22 protein-coding genes are annotated in these 25,272 nt (G+C 65.3%); 9 read left to right on the top strand and 13 right to left on the bottom strand.

The window, feature by feature from the left end; genetic code table 11:
* Window positions 1-11 precede the first annotated feature (11 nt).
* Together WI560_RS11530 and WI560_RS11525 are read right to left on the bottom strand one after the other, a co-directional pair.
* Window positions 12-335 carry a hypothetical protein gene (locus WI560_RS11530; RefSeq protein WP_257194033.1) on the bottom strand — a complete coding sequence of 108 codons (324 nt, stop codon included), beginning with the start codon at window positions 333-335 and terminating at the stop codon, window positions 12-14.
* A 95-nt stretch (window positions 336-430) separates the two neighbouring features.
* On the bottom strand, window positions 431-1,204 hold the full coding sequence (locus WI560_RS11525) for a ferredoxin--NADP reductase (protein WP_375308093.1): 774 nt from the start codon (window positions 1,202-1,204) through the stop codon (window positions 431-433).
* Window positions 1,205-1,363: 159 nt separating this feature from the next.
* Between WI560_RS11525 and WI560_RS11520 the strand changes: the two genes are divergently transcribed.
* Both WI560_RS11520 and WI560_RS11515 read left to right on the top strand, forming a co-directional pair.
* The gene (locus WI560_RS11520; RefSeq protein WP_375308092.1) at window positions 1,364-2,560 is read left to right on the top strand and encodes an amidohydrolase family protein; all 1,197 of its coding nucleotides are present in this window, start codon (window positions 1,364-1,366) and stop codon (window positions 2,558-2,560) included.
* Window positions 2,561-2,685: 125 nt separating this feature from the next.
* Complete coding sequence (locus WI560_RS11515; RefSeq protein WP_375308091.1) at window positions 2,686-3,375, top strand: hypothetical protein; 690 nt, start codon at window positions 2,686-2,688, stop codon at window positions 3,373-3,375.
* A 172-nt stretch (window positions 3,376-3,547) separates the two neighbouring features.
* On the opposite strand, the gene WI560_RS11510 is transcribed toward WI560_RS11515, so the two are convergent.
* The 8 genes from WI560_RS11510 to WI560_RS11475 form a co-directional block, all read right to left on the bottom strand.
* Complete coding sequence (locus WI560_RS11510) at window positions 3,548-4,003, bottom strand: MarR family winged helix-turn-helix transcriptional regulator (RefSeq protein WP_375308090.1); 456 nt, start codon at window positions 4,001-4,003, stop codon at window positions 3,548-3,550.
* Window positions 4,004-4,016: 13 nt separating this feature from the next.
* Window positions 4,017-4,721 (bottom strand): ABC transporter ATP-binding protein, encoded by a 705-nt coding sequence (locus WI560_RS11505; RefSeq protein WP_375308089.1) that lies wholly within the window; start codon window positions 4,719-4,721, stop codon window positions 4,017-4,019.
* Entirely contained in the window at window positions 4,718-5,509 is a 792-nt protein-coding gene (locus WI560_RS11500) for an ABC transporter ATP-binding protein (RefSeq protein ID WP_375308088.1), read from the bottom strand. Before WI560_RS11500 ends, WI560_RS11505 begins: the two co-directional genes overlap by 4 nt.
* Window positions 5,506-7,395 carry an ABC transporter permease gene (locus WI560_RS11495; RefSeq protein ID WP_375308087.1) on the bottom strand — a complete coding sequence of 630 codons (1,890 nt, stop codon included), beginning with the start codon at window positions 7,393-7,395 and terminating at the stop codon, window positions 5,506-5,508. Before WI560_RS11495 ends, WI560_RS11500 begins: the two co-directional genes overlap by 4 nt.
* 93 nt (window positions 7,396-7,488) lie before the next feature.
* The gene (locus tag WI560_RS11490; RefSeq protein ID WP_375308086.1) at window positions 7,489-8,691 is read right to left on the bottom strand and encodes an ABC transporter substrate-binding protein; all 1,203 of its coding nucleotides are present in this window, start codon (window positions 8,689-8,691) and stop codon (window positions 7,489-7,491) included.
* Between the two features lie 83 nt (window positions 8,692-8,774).
* Window positions 8,775-9,359 carry an amino acid synthesis family protein gene (locus WI560_RS11485; RefSeq protein ID WP_126261219.1) on the bottom strand — a complete coding sequence of 195 codons (585 nt, stop codon included), beginning with the start codon at window positions 9,357-9,359 and terminating at the stop codon, window positions 8,775-8,777.
* A gap of 15 nt (window positions 9,360-9,374) precedes the next feature.
* Window positions 9,375-10,271 (bottom strand): UPF0280 family protein, encoded by an 897-nt coding sequence (locus WI560_RS11480; protein WP_375308820.1) that lies wholly within the window; start codon window positions 10,269-10,271, stop codon window positions 9,375-9,377.
* A complete protein-coding gene (locus WI560_RS11475) occupies window positions 10,268-11,725 on the bottom strand; it encodes a 6-hydroxynicotinate reductase (protein ID WP_375308085.1) in 1,458 nt (485 codons plus the stop codon). Before WI560_RS11475 ends, WI560_RS11480 begins: the two co-directional genes overlap by 4 nt.
* A gap of 239 nt (window positions 11,726-11,964) precedes the next feature.
* Here WI560_RS11475 and WI560_RS11470 point away from each other — a divergent pair, with 239 nt between their 5' ends.
* Window positions 11,965-12,447 carry a (2Fe-2S)-binding protein gene (locus tag WI560_RS11470; RefSeq protein ID WP_375308084.1) on the top strand — a complete coding sequence of 161 codons (483 nt, stop codon included), beginning with the start codon at window positions 11,965-11,967 and terminating at the stop codon, window positions 12,445-12,447.
* Entirely contained in the window at window positions 12,447-15,962 is a 3,516-nt protein-coding gene (locus tag WI560_RS11465) for a molybdopterin cofactor-binding domain-containing protein (protein WP_375308083.1), read from the top strand. The genes WI560_RS11470 and WI560_RS11465 overlap by 1 nt, the downstream gene beginning before the upstream one ends.
* A gap of 211 nt (window positions 15,963-16,173) precedes the next feature.
* On the opposite strand, the gene WI560_RS11460 is transcribed toward WI560_RS11465, so the two are convergent.
* A complete protein-coding gene (locus WI560_RS11460; RefSeq protein ID WP_375308082.1) occupies window positions 16,174-17,139 on the bottom strand; it encodes a catechol 2,3-dioxygenase in 966 nt (321 codons plus the stop codon).
* Between the two features lie 437 nt (window positions 17,140-17,576).
* Between WI560_RS11460 and WI560_RS11455 the strand changes: the two genes are divergently transcribed.
* A complete protein-coding gene (locus WI560_RS11455; RefSeq protein WP_257177785.1) occupies window positions 17,577-19,316 on the top strand; it encodes an ATP-binding protein in 1,740 nt (579 codons plus the stop codon).
* 235 nt (window positions 19,317-19,551) lie between these two features.
* The gene (locus tag WI560_RS11450; RefSeq protein WP_257194021.1) at window positions 19,552-20,055 is read left to right on the top strand and encodes an MgtC/SapB family protein; all 504 of its coding nucleotides are present in this window, start codon (window positions 19,552-19,554) and stop codon (window positions 20,053-20,055) included.
* Here the strand turns inward: WI560_RS11450 and WI560_RS11445 are convergent.
* Complete coding sequence (locus WI560_RS11445; RefSeq protein WP_375308081.1) at window positions 20,052-22,616, bottom strand: cation-translocating P-type ATPase; 2,565 nt, start codon at window positions 22,614-22,616, stop codon at window positions 20,052-20,054. The genes WI560_RS11450 and WI560_RS11445 overlap by 4 nt on opposite strands.
* A complete protein-coding gene (locus WI560_RS11440; RefSeq protein WP_375308080.1) occupies window positions 22,613-22,780 on the bottom strand; it encodes a hypothetical protein in 168 nt (55 codons plus the stop codon). The genes WI560_RS11445 and WI560_RS11440 overlap by 4 nt, the downstream gene beginning before the upstream one ends.
* Window positions 22,781-23,205: 425 nt before the next feature.
* Between WI560_RS11440 and WI560_RS11435 the strand changes: the two genes are divergently transcribed.
* The 3 genes from WI560_RS11435 (at window position 23,206) to WI560_RS11425 (ending at window position 25,264) form a co-directional block, all read left to right on the top strand.
* The gene (locus tag WI560_RS11435; RefSeq protein ID WP_375308079.1) at window positions 23,206-24,135 is read left to right on the top strand and encodes a hypothetical protein; all 930 of its coding nucleotides are present in this window, start codon (window positions 23,206-23,208) and stop codon (window positions 24,133-24,135) included.
* A gap of 286 nt (window positions 24,136-24,421) precedes the next feature.
* Complete coding sequence (locus WI560_RS11430) at window positions 24,422-24,763, top strand: hypothetical protein (protein WP_375308078.1); 342 nt, start codon at window positions 24,422-24,424, stop codon at window positions 24,761-24,763.
* A gap of 213 nt (window positions 24,764-24,976) precedes the next feature.
* Window positions 24,977-25,264, top strand: coding sequence for an acyl carrier protein (locus WI560_RS11425; RefSeq protein WP_007592476.1), 288 nt, complete (start codon window positions 24,977-24,979; stop codon window positions 25,262-25,264).
* Window positions 25,265-25,272 lie beyond the last annotated feature (8 nt).

Here is a 25,272-nt window from a genome sequence, read left to right as displayed (position 1 = left end):
ACGAGACGCGCCTATCCGCGCTCCGGCGAACGCTGCCCCGTCTTGCGCTGCTGCTGCGTATAGGCGTCCCAATGGCTCCAACTGCCATTGCTGAGGCTCTGCAGGTCGGTTGCGAGCGGACGGCGCGTGCGCTTGTCGTGATCGGCGATGACGCGCTCGGACTGCGCAATCTTGCGCTTGATGTCCGCGACCGCCTTCTGGGTCTGGCCGTTCCGCTTCGACGAGGCGATCTCCCCCATCGTGAAGCGCGCGGTCTCGAGCGCCTTCAACTCGGCGCGATTCTTCCTCAACTGAACCCGGTGCCAGGCGATGTTGCTGTCGCTGTCCGCAACCATGTGGGAACTCCGCTGATTCGCTCCCACAGTGTATCAAGCGCCGAATCGGCGCCGCAACGCCCGCCTGACGACGAAAATGCGGTCTTTCTACGGACTTAGCGCTCTACGAAGGCCTTTTCGACCACGAACTGGGCCGGCTCGCCGTGATTGCCCTCGACGAAGCCGCGTTCGCCCAGGAGGACGCGGGTGTCCGCCACCAGCGCGGGGCTGCCACAGATCATGACGCGGTCGTGGGCGGCTTCCAGCACCGGCAGGCCGATATCGCTGAACAGCTTGCCCGAGGTGATCAGATCGGTGATGCGGCCGCGATTGCGGAAGGGATCGCGGGTCACGGTCGGATAGTAGATCAGCTGCTCGCGGATATATTCGCCGATCAGCTCGTCCTGCGGCAGCGTCTGGGTGATCATCTCGCCATAGGCGAGCTCCTTGACGTGCCGGCAGCCATGCAGCAGCACCACCTTCTGGAACCGCTCATAGGTCTCGGGATCCTTGATCACGCTCAGGAACGGCGCAAGGCCCGTGCCGGTGCCGATGAGGTAGAGGTTGCGCCCCTCCTCCAGATTGTCGATCACGAGCGTGCCGGTGGCCTTGCGGCTGACGATGATCTCGTCGCCTTCCTTCAGGTGCTGCAGCCGCGACGTCAAGGGGCCGTCCGGCACCTTGATCGAGAAGAACTCCAGCGTGTCCTCGTAATTGGCGCTGGCGACGCTGTAGGCCCGCAGCAGCGGCTTCTCGCCGACCTTGAGCCCGATCATGGTGAATTCGCCGTTGCGGAAGCGGAAGGTCGGGCTGCGGGTGGTCTTGAACGAGAACAGCGTGTCGGTCCAGTGGTGAACGCTCAAAACGCTTTCCTGATTGAAATTGCTCATCTCACCTTCCCTGTCGCGTCAATTGCGGTCTTCGAGGCGGTCCAGCTATGCGTCGTTTGTACACGATCATTCGTATACTAATGAATAATCCGGCTTGATCCCGCGGTCAAGGCTGCCCAAGATCGGAAGCGTTGCAGTTAGGAAGAAGGAGCCCTTTCCATGGCGCATGACGCACCCCAGGCCGCCGGACCCTCCAAGCTCGTGATCCGGAATATCGGCCTGATCCTGTCCGGCGCTCTGGAAAAGCCGATCCTGGACGGCGACACCATCGTCGCCGAGAACGGCAAGATCACCGCGATCGGCCGCTTCAAGGACGTCAACCCCGAGGGCGCGACCACCATCGTCGATGCCCAGGGCACCACGGTGGCGCCGGGCCTGATCGACAGCCACGTCCACCCCGTCGCCGGCGACTGGACGCCGCGCCAGAACCAGATCAACTGGATCGACAGCTACCTCCATGGCGGCGTCACCACCATGATCTCCGCCGGCGAGGTGCACATGCCCGGCCGTCCCCGCGACGTCGTCGGCCTCAAGGCCATGGCGGTGTTCGCCCAGCGCGCGTTCTGGACCTTGCGTCCCGGCGGCGTGAAGGTTCACGCCGGCGCGCCGGTGATCGAATGCGAGATGGTCGAGGAAGACTTCAAGGAGATGGCCGCCAACGGCGTCAAGCTGCTCGGCGAGGTCGGCCTCGGCGGCGTCAAGGACGGCCCGACCGCACGCAAGATGGTGGGCTGGGCGCGCAAATACGGCATCCAGAGCACGATCCATACCGGCGGCCCCTCGATCCCCGGCTCCGGCCTGATCGACAAGGACGTGGTGCTGGAGGCCGACACCGACGTGGTCGGCCACATCAACGGCGGGCACACCGCGCTGCCCGACGACCAGATCCGCTGCATCTGCGAGGGCTGCAAGCGCGGGCTCGAGCTCGTGCACAACGGCAATGAACGCTCGGCCCTGTTCACGCTGCGCACCGCGCGCGAGATGGGCGACCTGCATCGCGTCATCCTCGGCACCGACGCGCCCGCCGGCTCCGGCGTGCAGCCGCTCGGCATCCTGCGCATGGTCTCGATGCTGTCCTCGCTCGGCGACCTCCCAGCCGAGATCGCGTTCTGCCTCGCCACCGGCAATACCGCGCGGATGCGGCAGCTCGATTGCGGCCTGATCGAGGTCGGCCGTTCCGCCGACTTCGTCATCATGGACAAGGCGCAGCACTCGCCGGGCAAGAACATCCTGGAGAGCGTCCAGCTCGGCGACCTCCCCGGCATCGGCATGACCATCATCGACGGCATCGTGCGCACCCAGCGCAGCCGCAATACCCCGCCGGCCGGCAAGGTGCCGGAGGTGGTGGCGAAGTGACCCAGGCGGAGCGGCCAACCGCTCCGCATCGTCCCTCGAAGGGTTTGAACAAGTTTGCGGCCTGCTGCGTCTAACGCAGGCAGCCCTCGGCGGCGGCAGTTCATTGCTGGACCATCGAGGGGGATATGAAAAGCTCATCGCGAATAGCCGTCGGTGTTGCCGGCGCGGTGGCGGGCTATATCGCCACTTTTGTGCTGTTGTCCTTCTTCGATTTCGGCAACCGGGCGGACCCGATCACATCGGGCCTGCTGGGACTGTTCGTCTACTCCCCCATCGGCGCAATCGCCGGCGCGGTGCTCGCAAGCTGGCTGGTGACGCGCCCAGAGACGGACGCAAGCAACGGGAGCGTCGCCCGCACCAGCCTGAAGTCCCTTGGTATCGTCGCACTCTTCTGCGTCGCAGCCGCCGCCACTTACCTCGCTTACGCCTATGCGACCGCGACGCCGTGGCTCAATCCGAACGCGGCCAATCCTCTTCTCGTGTTCGAGGTCCGCCTTCCGGCGGGAGTAACGGTGCCGGCGTCAGCACAGGGCATCAGCATCGAATTGCAGACCGACCTCAACACCATGCCCGCCGATTTGACCCCGGCCGCCTTCTATCGCGACGGCGACCGGCCTGTCATCGCAGGCGAAGTCGAACTCGCCTTTCGAACCTCGCACCGTCAACTCGCTGTGAGCATCCAGGACCAACCGACCCGAATCTATCCGATCAACTTGACGGCCCGGGCGCCGCATACGCCGGAGTTCGGAACGTGGCGGCGACTTAGCGATGGCAGCGAAATCCGCTACCGCGCCAAATGGCCGGGCAAGACGTAAACCTCGAGAACGGCACTCTTTGGGAATTCACGACGCGCACAGATGTGCGCCCCTTGTTCAACTGCCGTTAGGGTGGGCAAAGGCGCGAAACGCCGTGCCCACGATCTCTTGCTGATTGAGAGAGATGGTGGGCACGCTGCGCTTTGCCCACCCTACGCACTACGGCACGTCGCTACCGCAGCTTGTTCAATAGCCCCATCAGCGTCTCGCGCTCTTTCGCGTCGAGCGGGGCCAGCGTCTCGCGGGTGATCGCCAGCGCGTTGGGCGCCAGCTTCTCCGCAAGCTGCTGGCCGGCTCGCGTCAGGCTCACCAGCAGGCGCCTTCCATCCTCGGGATCCTGGCTGGTCTCGGTCAGGCCGCGCGCCGTGAGGCGGTCGATCACGCCCTTGATGGTGGCGACATCCATTGCCGTGAGGCGGCCGAGCTGGTTCTGCGAGCACGGACCGGTCTCGGCGAGCTTGGACAACGCCGCCCATTGCGTCGGCGTCAGATTGGTACCGATGTCGCGGGCGAAGATCGAGCTGTGGCGCTGCCAGACCTGGCGCAGGATGAAGCCGACCTGCTCGTCGAGCACGTAAGGCGGTTTTGCCGGTTTGACGTTCTTCTTCGCCGTGACGCTTCTCGCCATCCGTTCCCCGCCCTTACAACGACAGATGCGCGTCGCGGATATCAGGACGCGCGTCGAGCTCGGCCATGGTGCCGCCGAAGCAGATGCGCCCGCGCTCGATGATGTAGGCGCGATCCGAGATCAGCCGCGCGAAATGCAGGTTCTGCTCGGAGACGACGATGCTGACGCCTTCCTTCTTCATGGTCAGGATGGCATCCACCATCTGCTCCACGATCTTCGGCGACAGGCCTTCCGAGGGCTCGTCGAGCAGCACCAGCGAGGGATTGCCCATCAGCGTGCGTGCGATGGTGAGCATCTGCTGCTCGCCGCCGCTCATGCGGCCGCCCGGACGGCTCTTCATCTCACCGAGATTGGGAAACAGCGCAAACAGCTTCTCGCGGGTCCAGTGCGGTGCGTTCGCACGCTTCGGCTGGCGGCCGACCTCGAGATTCTCTTCAACCGTCAAATCCGTGAAGATACGCCGCTCCTCCGGCACGTAGCCGAGCCCCTCGCGTACGATCTCGTGGGTCGGCTTTGCCGAGACATCCCTGCCCTCGAACATGATGCGGCCGGTTCGCTGTGGGACGAGGCCGACGATCGAGCGGAACGTGGTCGACTTGCCGGCGCCGTTGCGCCCGAGCAGCGCGACGACCTCGCCCTCGCCGACCTCGAAGCCGATGTCGAACAGGATATGCGCCGGGCCGTAATGACTGTTGAGGTCCTGCACCGTGAGCTTCATGCCGAGGTCCCCTCGCGGTGGCGGGCATCGTAGACCAGGCCCTCGCCGAGATAGACCGCCTGCACCTGCGGATTGCCGCGCACCTCGGCCGGCGAGCCCTCGGCGATCAGCGCGCCGCGGTTGAGCACGATGATGCGGTCAGCATGCTCGAACACCACGTCCATGTCGTGCTCGGTGAAGAGCACGCCGATCGATTTCTCCCGCGCGATCTGCGCCGTGAGCCGCATCAGGTCGACGCGCTCGCGCGGCGCCATGCCGGCGGTCGGCTCGTCCATCAACAAGAGCTTGGGCTGGTTGGCGAGCGCCACCGCAAGCTCGAGCCGCTTGAGGTCGCCATAGGCGAGCTCGCCGCAGGGCCGATCCGCATAGCCGCCCATACCGACCAGTTCGAGCAGACGGCCGGCCTCGTCGCGGTCGAACTTCGGTGCAGAACCGAACGGATTGAACAGCTGCCTGCCGTGCGAGATCAGCGCGACCTGCACGTTCTCGCGCACGGTCATGGTGGCGAAGGTCGCGGTGATCTGGAAGGTGCGCCCGACGCCGAGCCGCCAGACATCGCGCGGCTTTCTGCCGGTGATCTCTTCGCCGAGCAGGCGAACATGGCCGCTATCGGGCTTGTTCTGACCGTTGAGCATATCGAAACACGTGCTTTTTCCCGCGCCGTTCGGCCCGATCAGTGCCAGGATTTCGCCTGATCGCAGCGAGAACGACACCCCGCGCACGGCGTGGATGCCGCCATAGGATTTGGTCAGACCTTCGACCGCAAGAAGTGGGGGTGCGACGCTCATTCGGCAGACTCGATCGGCTTGGCAAGCAGAGGTGAGGCCGGCGGCGGCGCTTTCCTGCGGCGCTGCGCCAACGTTTCCAGCATGCCGACGATGCCCTTGGGAAAGACGACGACGATCAGCATGATGAAGCCGCCGAGCACGAGCTTCGACAGATCGGTCTGGCTGACCAGCCAGATGTTGAGCGCCTTGTAGACGATGGCGCCGATCACCGCGCCCGACACCGTCTCGACGCCGCCGAGCAGCACCATGACCAGCGCGTCGACCGACAGCGAGATGCCGAGATTGTCAGGGAAGACGCTGCCCTTGAGGTAGGCGAACAGCGCGCCGCCGATGCCGGCAGTCGTGCCTGCGATCACGAACGCCGTCCACTGGATGCGCTTGGCGTCGATGCCGATCGCTTCGCTGCGCAGCAGCGAGTCGCGCGTGGCACGAAGCGCGTAGCCGAACGGCGAGAACACCGTCGCCCGCAGCGCGATGGTCACCAGCGCCGCAACGCCGAGCGCCAGCCAATAGAAGTGCGACGGGCTCGCCGCCCACTTTTCCGGCCAGACGCCCAGGATGCCGTTGTCGCCGCCTGTCACGCTCACCCATTGGAACGCGATCGACCAGACGATCTGTGCAAAGGCCAGCGTCAGCATCGCGAAGTAGACACCGGAGAGCTGCACGGCAAAGAAGCCGAACACGGCGGCGCCCAGGCAGCCAAGCAGCGGCCCGAGCAAGAGACAGACGACCATCGGCAGCCCCGCCATCTTGGCAAGGAATGCGATGCCATACGCACCGAGGCCGAAATAGGCGGCATGGCCGAACGACGCGAGTCCGCCGACAGACATGAGGAAATGCAGGGAGACCGCGAAGATCACGAAGATCGCGATCTCCGAGCCGACGGTGAGCAGATAATTGCCCGCAAACAGCGGCAGCGAAGCTGCGACGGCAAGCGCCGCAAGCGCCATCAAACGCTCGTTCGCCGTCAGCGGCCGCCACGGATTGACGGTGAGCCCCGGCGTCTTGCGCGCGGGCGCCTCCGGCTTGCCGAACAGGCCCCAGGGGCGCACGATCAGCACCACCGCCATTACCAGGAAGACCAGGATGATGGAAATCTTCGGAAAGATCAGGATGCCGAAGGCATTGAGCTCGGAGACCAGCACCGCCGCGACGAAGGCGCCGATGATGCTGCCGAGACCGCCGATCACGACGACCACGAAGACCTCGACGATGATGCGCAGATCCATAGCGTGATGCACGGCATCGCGCGGGATCTGAAGGGCGCCGCCGAGGGCTGCGAGGAAGACGCCGACCGCGAACACCGATGTGAACAGCCATTTCTGGTTGACGCCGAGGGCTGCGACCATGTCGCGGTCCTGCGTCGCCGCGCGCACCAGGACGCCCCAGCGCGTGCGCTGGAACAGCAGCCAGAGGATGCCGAGCACGACGGGTCCCAGCACGATCAGGAACAGGTCGTAGGTCGGAATGTTCTGGCCGAAGAAATCGATGGCCCCCCTGAAGCCCGGCGCGCGGCGGCCGACGAGATCGTCGGGCCCCCAGACCAGCACCACGAGGTCCTCGACCATCAAGGTCAGGCCGAACGTTGCGAGCAACTGAAACAATTCCGGCGCATGATAGATGCGGCGCAGCAGCACCATCTCGACGATGACGCCGATGACGGCCACCGCAAGCGCCGCCAGCACGATGCTGCCCCAGAAGCCGAACGCGCCGGACAGTCGCTCGGTCAGCGTGAAGGCGATGTAGGCGCCGATCATGTAGAAGGCGCCATGCGCGAAATTCACGATGCGCGTCACGCCGAAGATGATCGACAGGCCCGAGGCCACCAGGAACAGCGACGCTGCGCTGGCGAGACCGGTCAGAAACTGTACGACATAAAAGGCCATCGGCGTTCCGGTTGGATGTGGCATGCCGCGGCATGCGGAGCTTGGTTCACCTCTCCCCGCAAGCGGGGAGAGGGAGAAGGAGGGAGAAGGACATCAATCCTTCGGACGCAGCTTCGCGACTTCGGCGTCGCTGGGCAGGTAGTCCGCGCCCTTCTTGTAGGACGAATCCACCATCACGCCCTTGCCGTCCTTCAGTGCGGTCTTGCCGACGAAGGCACCGAGTGTCGACTGGTGATCGATCTTGCGGAAGGTGATCTCGCCGAACGGTGACGGCATGGAGAGACCTTCCGCGGCCGCGATCAGCTTCTCCGGGTCGGTGGAGCCGGCCTTGGCCAGGATTGCCGCCGCCGCCTTGATGGTCTGGTAGCCGACGATCGAGCCGAGACGCGGATAATCGTTGTACTTGGCCTGGTAGGCCTTCAGGAACGCGTCGTGCTCGGGCGTCTTGATCGAGTACCAGGGATAGCCGGTGACGATCCATCCCTCGGGCGTCTCGTCCTTGAGTGGATCGAGATATTCCGGCTCGCCGGTCAGGAACGAGACGACCTCGCGTCCCTTGAACAGGCCGCGGGTGTTGCCTTCACGCACGAGCTTGACGAGATCGGCGCCGAAGGTGACGTTGAGGATCGCTTCCGGGTTTGCGGCGGCGACGGCCTGCACCACGGGACCTGCGTCGATCTTGCCCTGCGGCGGCCATTGCTCGTCGACCCACTGGATGTCCGGGCGCTTCTCCGACATCAGCTTCTTGAACACCGCGACCGCCGACTGGCCGTACTCATAATTCGGTGCGATCGTCGCCCAGCGCTTGGCCGGCAGCTTGCTGGCGGCTTCCACCAGCATCGCGGCCTGCATGTAATTGGAGGGGCGCAGGCGGAAGGTGTATTTGTTGCCCTTCGACCAGGTGATGGCGTCGGTCAGCGGCTCGGCCGCGAGGAAGAACACCTTCTTCTGGTTGGCGAAGTCGCTGACGGCAAGGCCGATGTTGGATAGGAACGTGCCGGCGAGCATCGCAACCCCCTCGCTCGACACCAGCTCGTTGGCCGCGGTCTGCGCGTCCGCCGGCTTGCCGCCGTCGTCCTTGGAGACGACGACCAGCTTCTTGCCGTTGATGCCTCCGGCTGCGTTGACCTCCTCGACCGCGAGCTGCCAGCCCTTACGATAGGGCTCGGTGAACGCCGGCAGCAGCGAATAGCTGTTGATCTCGCCGATCTTGATGTCCTGCGCCATCGCCGAATGAGCTATGCCGCCTGCCAGGAGCGCGAAGGCCGCTCCCACAAAAATGTTTCTCGCTCGCATCCCAACCTCCAGTTTTTGAACTCTTTGACGTCGTCAGCGTGACCTTGTCGGGAAAGCTGTGCCCGCCTCCCCGGCCTCAAATCCTATCTCAGACCGTCTTCGCCCTTGATCTCCGCGACCGTGAGCCCGCCGACGCGCGGCAGCGGACGGCCGCTGTCGGTGACGGCGACGGCGACCATGATCTCGTTGGCGCGCGGCGCATCGTTGATCTGCACTTCCATGCCGTCGAAATGACTGCGCACGAAGGCCGCATCCTTGTGCCCCAGCGGAATGTCGAGCGTCGTGCCCGGCCCGCTGCGCTTCTTCGACGACGGGATCAGCGCCGCGCCCTTGCTCAGGACCTTGCGCACCGGCGCCCCCATCTTGGGATGCAGGATCGCGGCGGCATGCTCCAATTCGCCGTTCTCGCCGACGGCAGCGGCCTTGCCGTAGCTCTGCGCCTTCGCGCCGTCGATACCAAGCGCGGCCACCGCACGCTTCGACAGCAATTCGCCCAGCTCCTCGCCGATCGCGATCAGCGGCGAAAGATCCTCGACATATTGTCCAGCGAAGGGATTTTCGATCACGGCGATCGCAGCCGCACGCCGCGTCGGGGGCGACACCTGCCGGCCCATCTCCATCTGCGTCTCTTCGACGACGGTGACGATCTTGCGGATGATCGCGCTCATGTTTCGCTTCCCTGTTCAGGCACAGACCGCGTCTTCCGGCAGACGCGGGCGCGTTCGTTGCTCTCTTATATCCTTGGGTCCGATGACAAGCATATCACCACAAAGCCGCACTACCGCGCCCTCGATCAATCCGCGATCGAACAATCGACGTGCACATTCCGCGCCAGATTCGAGGGCGGCAGCGATCTCGTTCCGTGACAATTCACCGACATGCCGGGTGACAAGACGTGCGCCGAGATCGCTGTCGGGCTGAAGCTCGCAGGCCGGTTGCCTGACGATGGCAGGATGCCCGGGCAGATCGACGGCATTGGCGATGACCGTCGCCGCGGCATCGGCCTGCGACGCCGTCGCGGCCAGCACCGTCACCGCATCGGCGATCCCGAGAGAAAAGCTGCGGCCGTGGCGCCCGCTGGTCGCAATACCCCCGACCTGGTCATCCGCATCGACCCGCATGGCGCGCATCACGCCCTCACCATCGGGGCGATCCATCAGGCCAATCGAAAAATGCTCGCCTCTGCCGAGATGCAGAGCGATGTCGCCGCCATTATTGACATAGGCCCGATCAAGCGTCGCAGCGCCCAGCATGGCGCCGAGGATCTCCTCGGCCACGCTGCCGGCAACGGCGGCCATCGGCGTGATGAAGCCATCGGCGGCAAAGGGCGCGACAGCCGCGTGCATCCGGCGCGCCACCACGCCGCCCAGCGAGGTCCGCGCCTCGGCCGCAGCGCGTAGCGCCGGCAGCTCCGCGCAGAGCTCGTCGAGCAATCCGGTGAACCGCTGCGCCGCGGCCTCATAGGCCGCAAGCACCGCGTCCGTACGCCCCCTCGCCTCGATGATCAGGTCGATCGGTCCATCCTGCAAATGCAGCCGCCGGCCGTCAGACAGCAATGCGATTTGCGGTAGCCTCGTCATGCTCGTGGCCCAGGGATCGGGTTCTGCCACGGCAGCTGCCGCACATCCTCGCCGTTCTGCACCTCGGACAGCGGCTTCACGTAATCCATGTGGCCGCCGAGCGCGGCGTAATCAGACAGCTTCATCGTGAACTCGATCGGCGCGACCAGCGCCGGGGTCGGAACGTAGCCGAAAGCCCCCGCCGGCATCTGCGTCACATCGACCATGTAGGTGATTCCGCCGCCGGGCCAGACATAGACCGGCGCGCCGCCGCTGGTGACGCGCGTCAGCGCGTCTTTCACCGAGCGCGTCAGCCGCACCGGATTGTCGGTGACGCCGGCTCGCAGGGAACCGCCGGCCCCCGCCATGAACAGCACCGTGCACAGCGCCGGCTCGCAATTCTCCTGGATGCGCTCGACCGAGAACTTCAGATCATCAGGCATCTCGGTCTCGACCGGCTTCAAGGCCTCGTCGAGCACGTAGTAGGACGAGTGCTCACCGGTCGTGGAGACCATCAGCATGGTCAGACCGGGTCGGGCTTCCCTGGCATCGAATGGTCCGAGGATCGCTAGCGGATCGGAAATGTTGGTGCCGCCCCACCCCGTGCCGGGATCGGCGACCTGGAAATAGCGGCCCGGGGTCGAGCGCCGGCCCTTCATCTTGATGCCGGTGTCGGCGATGTCGAGCAGCTTGCCGGCCTGGTGTTCACTGAGCACGCCGGTGATGTGGTCGTCGACCACGACAACCTCGTCGACCTTGCCATGCCATTGCTTGGCGAACATGCCGATCGTCGCCGAGCCGCAGCCGACGCGCATGCGCTCTTCCCTGACGCCGTTCACGATCGGCGGCTGGCCGGCCTGCACCACCACCGTGGCGCCGCCGTCGATGGTGAGCTCGACCGGCTTGCAATTGGCGAGGTCCATCAGCGTATCGCAGGTGACGCGGCCCTCCTTCTTGGAGCCGCCCGTCAGGTGATGCACGCCGCCGAGCGACAGCATCTGCGAGCCGTATTCGCTGGTCGTGACGTGGCCGACCGCCTCACCCTGCGCGCGCACGGTCGCGGTCTCTGGACCGAGATAGCGGTCGGTGTCGATCTTCACCTTGACACCGCAATAAGAGAAGATGCCCTCGGTGACCACGGTCACCATGTCGACGCCTTCAACCTCGGCGGAGACGATGAAAGGCGCCGGCTTGTAATCGGGATAGGTGGTGCCCGCACCGATCGCCGTCACGAAAGTGGAAGGCTCATGGACGATCTTGCCGTCCCAGTCTTCGGTGCGGCTGAACGGAACCAGCTTGCCGCCATGCGAGACGGTGCGCTCCAAGATCACGTGCGGATCGACGCGGACGAGCTTGCCGTCGTGGTTGGCATAGCGGTCGCAGGCACCCGCCGCGCCCGGCTTGATGTAGCACATCACCGGACACGCATCGCAGCGGATCTTGTCGATGGCGGCGCTCGTCGTTTCAGTCACCATGTCGGAGCCAGCTGGCGCGGGTTATCATTCGTATACGAACGATGTTGCGCGCGGTCGCCTCCGACTGTCAAGCGGCGGTGCAGTGCAAAAGATGCAGCTGCCGCATAAAGCCTCATTTGCCCATCCGCTCTGTCCACAAACAAGGCAGCCGCGCTGCACTGCGGCATGCATGGCTTGCACGTTTGTGTACAAACGGTATCGTCGCGATGTCGAATTTGATGCGGGCTTGGGACCTAGGGATGACGCAGACACCGATCCGCCTCACCGTGAACGGCAGGATCCACGAGATCGATGCGGCGCCGGAGACGCCGCTGCTCTACGTGCTGCGCAACGATCTCGCGCTCAACGGCCCGAAATATGGTTGTGGTCTCGGCGAATGCGGCACCTGCACTGTCCTGATCGATGGAGCAGCAGCACGCGCCTGCGTGATTCCCCTCAGCGGCTGCGCTGGCCGCGACATCGTGACGCTCGAAGGGCTCGGCACGCGCGACAAGCCTGACGTCGTGCAGCAAGCCTTCATCGACGAGCAGGCCGCGCAATGCGGCTATTGCCTCAACGGCATGATCATGACCACCAAGGCGCTGCTCGCGATCAACCCGCGGCCGACCGAACAGGAGACGTTGGCGGCGTTGCGCTACAATCTCTGCCGCTGCGGCACCCATGTCGAGATCCTGCGCGCCGTGATGCGGGCGTCGGGCCAGCTCACCGAGGCGGCTGACTGATGGCCTCCCCTGTTTCGAACGGAGCCGACCGGTCATCGGGATCGCTTGTCGTCGTCCGCACCGTGGACGAGATGACGTCCGAGACCTTCGTCCGCATCACGGCCGACGGATCGGTCACGGCCTATAACGGCCATGTCGATCTCGGCACCGGCATTCGCACGGCACTCGGTCAGATCGTCGCCGAAGAGCTGGACGTGTCTTTTGCGCGCGTCGTCGTGGTGCTCGGCGACACCGCCGTGGTGCCGAACCAGGGCGCGACCATCGCGAGCGAGACCATCCAGATCACCGCCGTGCCGCTGCGCAAGGCCGCAGCGCAGGCAAGAGGCTTCCTGATCTCGCGCGCTGCGGAGCGGCTGGAGCTGCCGGAGGCCGATCTCAGGATCGAGGACGGCCTGGTGCGCGGACACGACAACCGCAGCGTCAGCTATGGCGAGCTGATCGGCGGCGAAGAGATCCGGCTCGAGCTTGCCGAAGATGTCGCGGTCAAACCCGTCGGCGACTACGCGATCGTCGGTCAGTCCGTCCCCCGCGTCGACCTGCCGGCCAAGGCCACGGGCGAGCTGACCTTCGTCCACGACATCCGCCTGCCCGGCATGCTGCACGGCCGCGTGGTGCGGCCGCCCTATGCCGGCGTCGATGCAGGACCCTTTGTCGGCACCAGCCTGATCGCGGTCGATGAAGCATCTGTCCGCGACATTCCTGGCCTGGTGGCCGTGGTGCGCATCGGCGATTTCGTCGGTGTCGTCGCCGAGCGCGAGGAGAATGCGATCCGCGCGGCGGAGCAGCTCAAGCTGAGCTGGAAACCGACGCCCACCCTCACCGATCTTTCCGACGTCGAGACCGCACTGCGCGCCAATCCATCGACCCCGCGCACCCTGATCGACAAGGGCGATGTCGGCGCGGCGATATCCGGCGCGGCCAAGCCGATGCAGCGCACTTATGTCTGGCCGTATCAGATGCACGCCTCGATCGGCCCCTCCTGCGCAGTCGCGGACTATCAGGACGGCAATATCAGGGTGTGGTCCGGCACGCAGAATCCGCACCTGCTGCGCAGCGATCTTGCGCTCCTGATCGAGCGGCCCGAGAGCGAGATCGAGGTCATCCGCCTGGAGGCCGCGGGCTGCTACGGCCGCAACTGCGCCGACGACGTCACCGCCGACGCGCTGCTGCTGTCGCGCGCGGTCGGCCGTCCCGTGCGCGTGCAGCTGTCGCGCGAGCAGGAGCACGCCTGGGAGCCCAAGGGCACCGCGCAGCTCATCGACGTCCATGGCGGGCTCGATGCCGACGGCGGCATCGCCGGTTACGACCTCGCCACACGGTATCCCTCGAACGCCGCGCCGACGCTGGCACTGCTGCTGACCGGTCGCATCTCACCGGAACCAGCCGTGCTCCAGATGGGCGACCGCACCGCGATCCCGCCCTATGACTACGAGCACATGCGCGTCGTCGCCCACGACACGCCGCCGATCGTGCGCGCGTCCTGGTTTCGTGGCGTCTCCGCGCTGCCGAACACCTTTGCGCACGAATCCTACATCGACGAGGCCGCCACCGAGGCCGGAATCGACCCGATCGAATATCGCCTGCGTTACCTGAAAGACCAGCGCGCCATCGATCTCGTCAATGCCGTGGCGGAGCGCGCCGGCTGGACGCCACGCCCTGTGAGGCAGGACAAGGACGGCGAGGTCGTGCACGGGCGCGGCTTTGCCTATGCCCTCTATGTCCACAGCAAGTTTCCCGGCTACGGCGCGGCCTGGTCGGCCTGGGTGACAGATGTTGCCGTGAACAAGACAACCGGCGACGTCAGCGTGACCCGCGTCGTCGCCGGGCAGGATTCCGGCCTGATGATCAACCCGGACGGCGTGCGCCACCAGATCCACGGCAACGTCATCCAGTCCACCAGCCGCGCGCTGATGGAAGAGGTCTCGTTCGAACGCGGCGCGGTGGCGGCGCGTGAATGGGGCGCCTATCCGATCATCCCCTTCCCCGACGTGCCCAAGATCGACGTCTTGATGCTGCCGCGGCAGGACCAGCCGCCGCTCGGCGTCGGCGAGTCCGCCTCGGTGCCGAGTGCGGCGGCGATTGCCAATGCGATCTTCGATGCCACCGGCGTGCGCTTTCGCGAGCCGCCGTTTACCCCGGAACGTATCTTGAAGGGGTTGCATGGTGAAACAGCGGCTGTGCCCCTGCCCGCGCCCACGGCCCCGCCTCCCTCTCGCATCTGGGAGAATCCGTTCGCCAAGCGCGCCGGCATCTTCGCAGCAATTGCGGCGGTGTGCACGGCTGCGATCGGCATTGGCGCCGCGCTGCTGCCGGGGCGCGCGATCGCGCCGATCGCACGGCCCGACGCGTCGGTTTATTCCGCAGCGACGATCGCCCGCGGCGAGCAGCTCGCAGCGCTCGGCAATTGCGCGGAGTGCCACACCACGCTTCGAGGCGCGCTCAATGCCGGCGGCCGCGCGCTGGAGACGCCGTTCGGCACGATCTACAGCACCAACATCACGCCCGATGTCGACACCGGCATCGGGGCATGGTCCTATCCCGCCTTCGCGCGCGCGATGCGCGACGGGCTGCATCGTGATGGGCGACAGCTCTATCCGGCCTTCCCCTACACGCATTTCGCCAAGACCAGCGACGCGGACATGCAGGCGCTCTACGCCTATCTGATGGCGCAGCCTGCGGTGCGCGCGACGCCGCCGACGAATCAGCTCGCCTTCCCGTTCAATCTCCATCCGCTGCTCGCGGGGTGGAACGCGTTGTTTCACGAAGCGACGGAGTTCAAGCCCGATCCGACAAAATCGGACGCCTGGAATCGCGGTGCCTATCTGGTCGAAGGTCTCGGCCATTGCAGCGGCTGCCATTCGCCGCGCAACGCATTCGGCGCCGAGCAGCGCAATGCCTATCTCGCCGGCGGCTTCGCCGAAGGCTGGGAGGCGCCGGCGCTGACCGCGCTGTCGCACGCGCCGATCCCGTGGAGCGAGGACGAGTTGTTTGCCTATTTGCGCACCGGCCATTCGCGCTATCACGGCGTCGCCGCCGGCCCGATGGCGCCTGTGGTCAGGGACCTCAAGGCCCTGCCCGACCAGGACATTCGCGCGATGGCAGTCTATCTCGGCTCCTTCAATGACGCCGCCGCCGACACACCTGCTCTCGCCGCGAAGCTGGAGAGCGCAACGCAGGTCACCGTCGCCTCCTCCACCGGCGCGCGGCTCTATCAGGGCGCCTGCGCAGTCTGCCACGAGGTCGGCGGCTTGCCGCTGTTCGGCACTCGACCCTCGCTCGCGCTGAACAGCAACCTGCACAGCGCGAGGGCGGACAATCTGGTCAAGGTGATCCTGCATGGGATCACTGATCCGGTCTCCAGCGATCTCGGCTACATGCCCGCCTTCAAGAACAGCATGAGCGACGCGCAGGTCGAGGAGCTGGTGACGTTCCTGCGCAGGCAGTTCGCACCGGACAAGCCGGCGTGGCCGGGCGTGCGCGATACGATCGCACGGGTGCGCGTGTCGGCGCACTGAGATAAGGCGAACGAAGGCGTGGCTGAACGCTCGCGTGTGGCCATCCTTCGAGACGCCCGCCTGCGGCGGGCCCTCAGGATGAGGACGGAGTACGTGGGACGAGTTCATAAGGCAAGGCTGCCGCTTAGCCTCACCCTGAGGAGACCGCGAAAGCGGTCGTCTCGAAGGGCGAGGCGCTTGCTCAGACCTCGCCCCGCTCACGCCTTCAACTCTAACCGTGCTTCATCTCCACCGGCGGGGTGCCGTGGGTGTGGAAGGACTCGATCGTCTTCAACCCCCAGGCCTGGCCTTTCTTGCGCTCCTCCTCGCTCCACACGATCGGCTTCCAGTCGGGCGCGAGGATGAGGCGCGCGCCGGCATTGGCAACCTCGACGCGGTTGCCGCCGGGCTCGTAGACGTAGAGGAAGAAGGTCTGCTGGATCGCGTGCTTGTGCGGACCGGTCTCGATGTGCACGCCGTTCTCGAGGAAAATATCGGCCGCGCGAAGAATCTCCTCGCGGCTGTCGAGCGCGTAGGTGACGTGATGGAAACGGCCCGGCACGCCGGAATGGTCGAGCGAATAGGCGAAGTCGTAGCTCTTGTTCGACATCGTCAGCCACATCGCAGCTTCCCGGCCGTCGTTGAGCACGATCTGCTCCGTGAGGCGGCAACCGAGGTAATTCTCGAAGAATTCGCGGTTGGCCTTGATGTCGACGGCGAGGCAGTTGAGGTGGTCGAGCCGGCGCACGTTGACGCCCCGCGCGGGAAAGCGCTGCGCCTGGTTCTTCAGCGCGGGCTTCAGCTCCGGCGGCGCCTGATACCATTCGGTCTCGTAATAGAGCTCGACGATGTGGCCGTCGGGATCGCGGCAACGGAAGGTCGGGCCCTGCCCCATGTCGCCGTCGATCCAGCCAATGTCGAAGCCGGATCCCTTCAGCGCGGCGACGCGGCGCTCCAGCGCCTGCTGGCTGCGCGCGCGCAGCGCCATGTGCTCCATGCCCGAGGTCTTCGACGCCGTCAGCTTCAGCGAGTAGCGTTCGTAATCGTCCCAGCCGCGCAAATAAACCGACTCGCCCTTTTGGCCGCTGACGGTCATGCCCATGACGTCGACGAAGAATTTCAGGCTCTCATCGGGCTTGGGCGTCAGCAGCTCCATATGGCCGAGATGAGCAAGATCGAGGATCGGTTCGGGCTGCATGTCTTCCTCCAGCAAGGCTGGCGATCCGCCGGATCGCGCGTTCGGGTGCAGGATCGCAACAGGCTGACCCACCCGAAGGCGGCACCGAGGCCGCCGGTTCATTTGTACTAATGTACAAATGATTAGGTCCCGTCAACAAATCAAACGCCAGTCTGGACTCGGATGACGTTCGCTGTGCGAGGGGCCATCATTCCCGAAAACGGGAAGCGGAGTGACCGGATGGTAAAATATTCCTTAACCCCTCTTTTGCGCCAACGGCCCTTGAACTGCAGCATTTTCCCGACGTTTCCGCCCATAAGTCCGCGTTCGGAAACAAACCCCACGGCCGAATTGTCACAGATTTAACGAAGCGGCCGCGCCTGGCGCTTAACCGTTTGTCCAGCGACGGCCGGGCATAGTCCGGGACAAATCTCTCGCTCTTGCCAGGTTCATTGATCGTGACATCCTTTGGACGCGTGATTTCGGTTCGCGGATCGCTCGCCCGGGTCGGGCTGCTGGCGGAAAGCCAGATGCCGATCTCGGAAGTTCGGGCAACCGTCGGCCGCTTCGTCAGCATTCGCAGTGCCAGCTCGGTCATCGTCGCGATGATCACCGAGGTGTCCTGCGAGAATTTGTCGAGCAGCGACAATTACATCGCGGTCGCCTCGGTCGACCTGCTCGGCGAAATCCTCAACGCCAGCGACAAGCCGAAATTCCAGCGCGGCGTCACCAATTATCCGACCATCGGCGATGCCGTCGACCTGATCACCAGCCAGGAGCTGCGCACGATCTACGCGCCGACCGGCTCGGACCAGATCAATGTCGGCTTCCTTCAGCAGGACCGCTCGGTCGTCGCCTATGTCGACGTCGAGGAAATGCTGTCCAAGCATTTTGCGGTGCTGGGATCGACCGGCGTCGGCAAATCGACCGGCGTGTCGCTGCTGCTCAACGAGATCCTGAAGGCGCGCCCGAACCTGCGTATCTTCCTGCTCGACGTGCACAACGAATATGGCCGCTGCTTCGGCGACCGCGCGCTGGTGCTCAACCCGCGAAACCTGAAGCTGCCGTTCTGGCTGTTCAACTTCGAGGAAATCGTCGACGTGCTGTTCGGTGGCCGCGCCGGCGTGCCCGAAGAGCTCGACATCCTCGCCGAGGTGATCCCGCTCGCCAAGGGCGTCTACACCCAGTACCAGAACGCCGACCGCATCGGCCTCAAGCGCATCGATCCCAAGCAGATCGGCTACACCGTCGACACGCCGGTGCCCTATCGCCTGGTCGACCTGATGTCGCTGATCGACGAGCGCATGGGCAAGCTCGAGAACCGCTCTTCGCGCATCATCTATCACAAGCTGATCTCGCGCATCGAGGCGGTGCGCAACGACCCGCGCTACGCCTTCATGTTCGACAACGCCAATGTCGGCGGCGATACCATGGCCGAGGTCATCAGCCATCTGTTCCGCCTCCCGGCCAACGGCAAGCCGATGACCGTGATGCAGCTCGCCGGCTTCCCGGCCGAAGTCATCGATTCCGTCGTCTCGGTGCTCTGCCGCATGGCCTTCGATTTCGGCCTGTGGAGCGACGGCGTCTCCCCGCTGCTGTTCGTGTGCGAGGAAGCGCATCGTTACGCCTCCGCCGACCGCAACATCGGTTTCGGGCCGACCCGCAAGGCGGTGTCGCGCATCGCCAAGGAAGGCCGCAAATACGGCGTTTATCTCGGCCTCATCACCCAGCGCCCGGCCGAGCTCGACGCCACCATCATCTCCCAGTGCAACACGCTGTTCACGATGCGTCTTGCCAACGACCGCGACCAGGCGCTGCTGCGCGCCGCGGTGTCGGACGCCGCCGCCAACCTGCTGTCCTTCGTGCCCTCGCTCGGCACGCGTGAAGTGCTGGCCTTCGGCGAGGGCGTCGCGCTGCCGACGCGCTTGCGCTTCAAGGAGGTGCCGCCGCATCAATTGCCGCGCGGCGAAGCCACCATCTCGAGCGTGCCGTCGGTCACCTCCGGCCACGACATGCATTTCGTCAGCGCCGTGCTCGAGCGCTGGCGCGGCGCCACCTCGCAGCGCGACGTGCCGAACGATCCGGTGTTCTCGGCCCCGCCCGCCAAGACGCTCTCCAACGTCGAGGCCCCGATGCTGCAACCCTCGATGGGGCTCGATCCGGACCGCTTCTCGCTGCTGAAGAAGCCGCTGCGGTAAGGGGCGGACGGCCGCCTCCGCAAATTCCGGTGTCATGCCCCGGCTTGACCGGGGCATCCAGTGCGCCGCAGCTTCTCTGCTCAAGCACTAACGCATCTGGAATACCGGATCGCCCGATTGAATCGGGCGATGACATCAGTGCGTTGCACCGTCGCCCGTCGCACCTCGTTGAGCCTCTCGCCCGCATAGACTATGTTTTGCCGGCGCAAAGCCGGCGGGAGATGACGGATAAGACATGACCGAGCTGGACTGGCCCGAAATCCTGCTGCGTCTCGGAAGCGCGACGCTCGCCGGCAGCGCGATCGGCCTGAACCGCGACTTGCACGGCAAGCCGATCGGGCTGAAGACGCTCGGAATCGTCGGGCTCTCCACCGCAACCGTCGTGCTGCTTGCGGTCCAATTCGCCGAGCCCGGCAAGATCACCGATGCGGCGAGCCGTGTGATCCAGGGCATCCTGACCGGCATCGGCTTCCTCGGGGCCGGCGTCATCGTCCATGAAAGCGAACGTTTTCGCGTGCGCGGCCTGACCAGCGCCGCCTGCACCTTCCTGGCCGCCTGTCTCGGCATTGCCTGCGGCGCCGGGCAATGGAAGATCGTGCTGGCCGCGCTGGCCTTCGCCTTCGTTCTGCTGACGATCGGCCGCCGCCTGGAGCGCTGGCTGCATCGGATGCTCGGTGGCAAGGACGATCCTCATCGGGTGGAGGCTTCGACAAAGACGGCCCGCCGGGACGAAGGCTAGAATCGCAGCCGCCGTGCCCATATCGGTTTCAGCAATTCGAGCACCGTGAGCACGAGCAGGCCTGCACCGAGCGTGACCATAAGATCGTTCAGGTGCAGGGGACCGAAACGAAACAGGCCGGACGCCGGCGGCCAGACCAGAGCAGTGGTCAGAATCGACGCGATCGACACGAAGATCCAGAGCAATGCCGGGTTCGGACGGAAGAAGGCGGACAGGAACGACGCGCTGAAGGACCGGTTGACCAGCACCAGCGCGACGATGCAGACGACGAGCGCGATGAAGGCGAGCGTGCGCGCCTCGTCGGCAGATATGCCGGAACGAAGCGCGACGATAAAGATCGCGGCGATCAGCGCAAATGCCAGAACCCCCTGAAGAACGCTCCAGCCGACCAATGCCCACGAGAACAGCACCGCATCGGCGCGCCGCGGCGGGCGCGCCATGACATCGCGCTCCTCCCGCTCGGCTTCGAACACCAGCGAGCAGACGGGGTCGATGATCAGCTCCAGAAACGCGATGTGAACGGGGCCGAGAATCACCGGCAACCCGAACACCAGGGGAAGCAGAGCAAGCCCCGCGATCGGAACATGGACGGCGAAAATGAAGGCCATCGCCTTGCGGAGATTGTCGTAAATCCGGCGCCCGAGGCGGACGGATGCGACGATCGAGCCGAAGTCGTCGTCGAGCAGGACGATCGAGGACGCCTCGCGGGCCACATCGGTGCCGCGGCCGCCCATCGCGACCCCGATATGGGCAGCCTTCAGGGACGGCGCGTCGTTGACGCCGTCGCCGGTCATCGCGACGATCTCGCCGTTGCGCTTCATCGCCTGAACGATCCGCAGCTTCTGCTCCGGCAGGACCCGGGCGAACACGTTCACGTTCCTGACGAGTGCCTCCAGCTCGCCCTCGTTCGCCAGCTTGATCTGCTCGCCGGTTACGACCTCCTCGACGTCGAGCCCGGCCTGCCCGGCGATCGCCATGGCGGTCGCAGGATAATCGCCCGTGATCATGACGACGCGAATGCCGGCCGAACGACATTCCGCCACTGCCTCGGGGACGCCAGGACGCAGCGGATCGGCCAGCCCGACGAGACCGAGGAAGCGAAACGAAAAGCCTTGCTGCGAGGTCGGCAGACTCTCACCGCCATGGCTCGCAGCGGCCACGCCCAGCACGCGGAGGCCGTTCTTCGCCATCGCCGCGACCGAATCGCGCATCGCCTCCTGCTGCGCACCGTCCAGCTTGCAGAGGCGGGCAATCGCCTCCGGGGCGCCTTTCGCCGAAGCGAAGACGTCCTGATGATGCGGCAACCGCCAAACCTGGGTCATCGCCAGCAGCTCGGGCCGCAGGCCGTAGGTGCGTATCAAGGTCCGAGCGCCGCCGGCTTCCTCATCCTTCGGCAGCTGCGCCTGCACGAACATGTGCAGGGCCTTCTCCATCGGGTCGAACGGTTCCGGCGAGCTCGCCAGCACGCTGCAACGCGCCAGCTCGAAGAACTCTGCTCCCACGGGAGCGGGCTGCGGTGAGGCAAGGCGCACGCTCGTCCCGTCGCGCAGCCTCAGCTCCGCAACCGACATCCGGTTCTGCGTCAGCGTGCCGGTCTTGTCGGTGCACAGCACCGTGGCAGAGCCAAGCACCTCGATCGCGGCGGAGCGCCGCGTCAGCACGCGCGCCTTCGAGATGCGCCAGGCACCCATCGCCATGAACACCGTGAGGACGACGGCAAACTCCTCGGGAAGCATGGACATGCCGATGGCGATGCCCCCGAGCAGCGCCTGCAGCCAATCCCCGCGCAACGTTCCGTAAAGCAGGACAGCGGCCAGGCTGATCGCCGCGCCGCCGAGAAAGCAAAGCCGCACGAGCCGTGCGGTCTGTTGTTGCAACCGCGGCGGCTCCGCCTGCAAGCCATGCAGCGACAGTCCGATCTTTCCGATTTCGCTGCGAGGGCCGGTGGCCTCGACCTCGGCCAGGCCCTCGCCTCGCACCACCAACGAGCCCGAATACACGAAAGGCTGATCGTCGCCGCCCGGGCGATGCTCGGCCGAAGCGGCTTCGCGCGCCGGCGTCTTGACGGCCTGCTTGCGAACAGGGACCGACTCGCCGGTCAGCAGCGACTCGTCGACCGCCAGATCATGCGCGCTGACGAGCACCGCGTCCGCCGGCACCCGGTCGCCTTCGGCCAGGACCAGAAGATCGCCGCGGACGACGTCCCGGCCCGCGATCCGCCGCCGCTCCCCATCCCTGACCACGAGGGCGCGCGGACTGGTCAGCTCCCGCAGGGCTTCCAGCACGCGTTCGGTGCGGGTCTCCTGTACGATCGTGATCACGACGGAGATGGCGCCGAACGCCAGCAGAAGCAGCGCCTCGCGGAGGTCGCCGAGCAGGAGGTAGACCAGCCCGCCGCCCAGGAGCAGCGCAAGCATCGGTTCGCGCAGCACCTCCAGCACGATGCGCAGCGGCGTGCGTCGCTCGGCCCGAGGCAATTCGTTGAAACCCTCGTGTTGCAGCCGCAGCCGAGCCTCGGTTTCGCTCAGTCCGCCGGAAACGCCGCGTTCTGCCTTGCTCACGTCTTCCGCCGCAGGCTCCAGAGACTTCCAGCCCCCACGACGGCCGTCACAAGCAGGACGGCGACGAAGGTCTGAATGATGGTGAAGTTCAGGGCATCACGCGCCACGAACAACGCGGTGATGGCGCCGGCAATGACGAAGAGGATGCGGAAGATGATGCTCATGGTCGTGTCTCCAGTTCGCATGACCTGGAGCCCACCTCACCCCCGACATCGGGGCAGAACGCTGCTTCGGCAATCATGCAGGCGGACAGTACCGGGCTGCCACCATACACGTTTGCGGAATGTCAAACCGTTGCCTCTGGCGCGATGGCGCTTCCCGCGAACTCCGCCGCCCGTTTGCTTGCTTCATTACATTCCCATGACAGGCGCGGTTCAGCGATGGGGGTGGCTCGCAGGTGAAAATGACGCCGCCGGCGGGCAAATAAAGTTCCCGTCCTGCGGGAATCAAAATGATTTCACAATCGAATACGCTTTATTAAGAGTCTCGCCCCGTACTGGCGCAAACACTTCGGCACAACCTTCACGGTTTCCGTTAAAGTCCTTGACGGAGACGCGGACGAGTCGTGCCTGCCAGAGGGCGCGATCTCATGAACCTGCGAGCATCCATCATCGCGACGTGCGTCGGCGCAGCATTCTTCGGTGCTGGCTACATGTGGAACTACCAGCCCGACATCCTCAATCCCGACGAAATATGGAGCATGTTTCAATCTGAGCATCGCAAGGCCCGAGCAGCGGTCAGCCGCATGCTGATCGAGCCGCATTCAGCTCACTTCAGCGGCCTCCGCACGGTCGAGGCGGACGCTGCGAGATACGTCTGCGGCGCTGTGAGCGCGAACGACAAGGCCGGCCACGCGATCGGTGCTGCATTCATTTACGCCGTGGCCAGCGACCTCGCCCGGGTCGACGACGGCGGCCGGATTACCTCTCAACACCTGCCATACAGATCGTGCCCAACGGCAACTGAGGTCAGGACTGCCGAACAACAAATGCCGATAGCTCCCGGCGCGCTGGCCGTGGCCAAGGCCGTCGGGAAGGTCATTCCCCAATCGAGTGGCGGCACGATGGAGCAACAGCTTGGTCAACTCGCGGCGCGGACAGCAGCCGTCGCACCGGAAGCAGCTGGCTCGCCCGTCCCGGCAACAACAGGACCGGTCCGGGCGGGAGCGGCGCCGGCAGGGCCACCTTCAGTGTCGCAGACGAAGACTGTACCGGACAGCGAACCGATCTGGCAGGCCGATCGGCCACCGGTCGCATGGCCGGCGCCGCCGCTAGGCCAGTGTCCGGCGAAATCGACGCAGGAGCTGACGGCCGCCGAAGCCTTGGCTGCTGCCAAGGAGATCGGGGCCCGTTGGGAGCAGTCGAGAACATCGCAGGCTCCGACGAAACTTGTGTCGTCGCAAGAGATCCAGAGAGCACGTTGCGCGCTGCTCGCGATCGATCCCGCCGACAAGGATTATCCGCGGGCATGGGCAGCCTTCGTGCGGCTGCGGAATATCGAACGAGACCTGGCCGGTTGACGCCATGCGCTCGCGCGCGGCCGCGTTGATGGTCGATGACATGGCGGCGCGCGGCGGCGCCGGAGACGGAAACCAGGGCGCGACGTCTATAGCGGTCGCTACGCCCGTTGTTGCAACGCAACCCTCGCGTCCTGCCGCCGCCATGACGGCCGGTTTCACGATCGCTCCGCAGGTCCATGCGCAAATAGAGCGGGCGTATGATTGCACGCGGACATTGCGAAGATTTTCTGCAACACGTTCATCCCGTATGCTATCAAAAAGCGTGCTTCGGAGTGATCCCCGCCCTATGACGACCCAGCGGCCCATAAGCTCTGACGACGAGCACCGGGTGCTCCAGTTCAGGCCGCGCACCTCGCCTCCCCCTGCGGTCCACCGCGGTAGCGGTACCGTGAAGCCGTTGCGCGGTGCGCCCGAACCGCTCGACCTAGCGCGCTACGAGCAGCCTCGTGCCGAGCCGGGCGATTTCCGTCATCGTATGCTCGCCAACATCGCGGCGCTGGCCTTCACCATCGCGTTGACCGCAATTGGAATTTGGCTCGCGGTCAGCATCGCCGACCTGCGCCGGACCCAGGATTGCGTGCTGATGGGCCGTCGCGACTGCGTCAAGATCACGACGCCGCATATCTAGGCCCGATCCGCCGGCGGGAGCGGGCCCCGGCGGGCGTCCCCAGCCTCGTCTCCTCGCCTGCCCGGCTCCATTGAACTCAGGGCGGCGCTCCGATATACGGGCTTTCGACCCGGCCAGAGCGGGGGTTGAGGGCGTCATCAGGGGCGCGATGCCCACCCACCGTGCCACTCTGGACAATCTGACAAATACCCGCAATATATCAAAGGCTTAGTGATGTCCTCCACATTCGATCAGGTCGCCACGATCATCGCTGAAACCTGCGACATCCCACGCGACACGATCACGCCGGATAGCCATGCCATCGATGACCTCGGCATCGACAGCCTCGATTTCCTGGACATCGCGTTCGCGATCGACAAGCAGTTCGGTATCAAGCTGCCGCTGGAAAAGTGGACCCAGGAGGTCAACGACGGCAAGGCGACCACCGAGCAATATTTCGTGCTGAAGAACCTGTGCGCCCGCATCGACGAACTGGTTGCGGCCAAGGGCGCGAGCGCGTAAGCGCGCGG

Origin of the sequence: Bradyrhizobium sp. A11 (assembly GCF_042077125.1) — a bacterium.
Lineage (GTDB): Bacteria > Pseudomonadota > Alphaproteobacteria > Rhizobiales > Xanthobacteraceae > Bradyrhizobium > Bradyrhizobium japonicum_B.
Note: the sequence above shows the minus strand (reverse complement) of the source record. Positions and strands in the feature narration are given on the sequence as shown.

Coding starts and splice junctions, on each gene's coding strand:
- WI560_RS11530 (WP_257194033.1), bottom strand. CDS start 335: ATGGTTGCGGACAGCGACAGCAACATCGCCTGGCACCGGGTTCAGTTG.
- WI560_RS11525 (WP_375308093.1), bottom strand. CDS start 1,204: ATGAGCAATTTCAATCAGGAAAGCGTTTTGAGCGTTCACCACTGGACC.
- WI560_RS11520 (WP_375308092.1), top strand. CDS start 1,364: ATGGCGCATGACGCACCCCAGGCCGCCGGACCCTCCAAGCTCGTGATC.
- WI560_RS11515 (WP_375308091.1), top strand. CDS start 2,686: ATGAAAAGCTCATCGCGAATAGCCGTCGGTGTTGCCGGCGCGGTGGCG.
- WI560_RS11510 (WP_375308090.1), bottom strand. CDS start 4,003: ATGGCGAGAAGCGTCACGGCGAAGAAGAACGTCAAACCGGCAAAACCG.
- WI560_RS11505 (WP_375308089.1), bottom strand. CDS start 4,721: ATGAAGCTCACGGTGCAGGACCTCAACAGTCATTACGGCCCGGCGCAT.
- WI560_RS11500 (WP_375308088.1), bottom strand. CDS start 5,509: ATGAGCGTCGCACCCCCACTTCTTGCGGTCGAAGGTCTGACCAAATCC.
- WI560_RS11495 (WP_375308087.1), bottom strand. CDS start 7,395: ATGGCCTTTTATGTCGTACAGTTTCTGACCGGTCTCGCCAGCGCAGCG.
- WI560_RS11490 (WP_375308086.1), bottom strand. CDS start 8,691: ATGCGAGCGAGAAACATTTTTGTGGGAGCGGCCTTCGCGCTCCTGGCA.
- WI560_RS11485 (WP_126261219.1), bottom strand. CDS start 9,359: ATGAGCGCGATCATCCGCAAGATCGTCACCGTCGTCGAAGAGACGCAG.
- WI560_RS11480 (WP_375308820.1), bottom strand. CDS start 10,271: ATGACGAGGCTACCGCAAATCGCATTGCTGTCTGACGGCCGGCGGCTG.
- WI560_RS11475 (WP_375308085.1), bottom strand. CDS start 11,725: ATGGTGACTGAAACGACGAGCGCCGCCATCGACAAGATCCGCTGCGAT.
- WI560_RS11470 (WP_375308084.1), top strand. CDS start 11,965: ATGACGCAGACACCGATCCGCCTCACCGTGAACGGCAGGATCCACGAG.
- WI560_RS11465 (WP_375308083.1), top strand. CDS start 12,447: ATGGCCTCCCCTGTTTCGAACGGAGCCGACCGGTCATCGGGATCGCTT.
- WI560_RS11460 (WP_375308082.1), bottom strand. CDS start 17,139: ATGCAGCCCGAACCGATCCTCGATCTTGCTCATCTCGGCCATATGGAG.
- WI560_RS11450 (WP_257194021.1), top strand. CDS start 19,552: ATGACCGAGCTGGACTGGCCCGAAATCCTGCTGCGTCTCGGAAGCGCG.
- WI560_RS11440 (WP_375308080.1), bottom strand. CDS start 22,780: ATGAGCATCATCTTCCGCATCCTCTTCGTCATTGCCGGCGCCATCACC.
- WI560_RS11435 (WP_375308079.1), top strand. CDS start 23,206: ATGAACCTGCGAGCATCCATCATCGCGACGTGCGTCGGCGCAGCATTC.
- WI560_RS11430 (WP_375308078.1), top strand. CDS start 24,422: ATGACGACCCAGCGGCCCATAAGCTCTGACGACGAGCACCGGGTGCTC.
- WI560_RS11425 (WP_007592476.1), top strand. CDS start 24,977: ATGTCCTCCACATTCGATCAGGTCGCCACGATCATCGCTGAAACCTGC.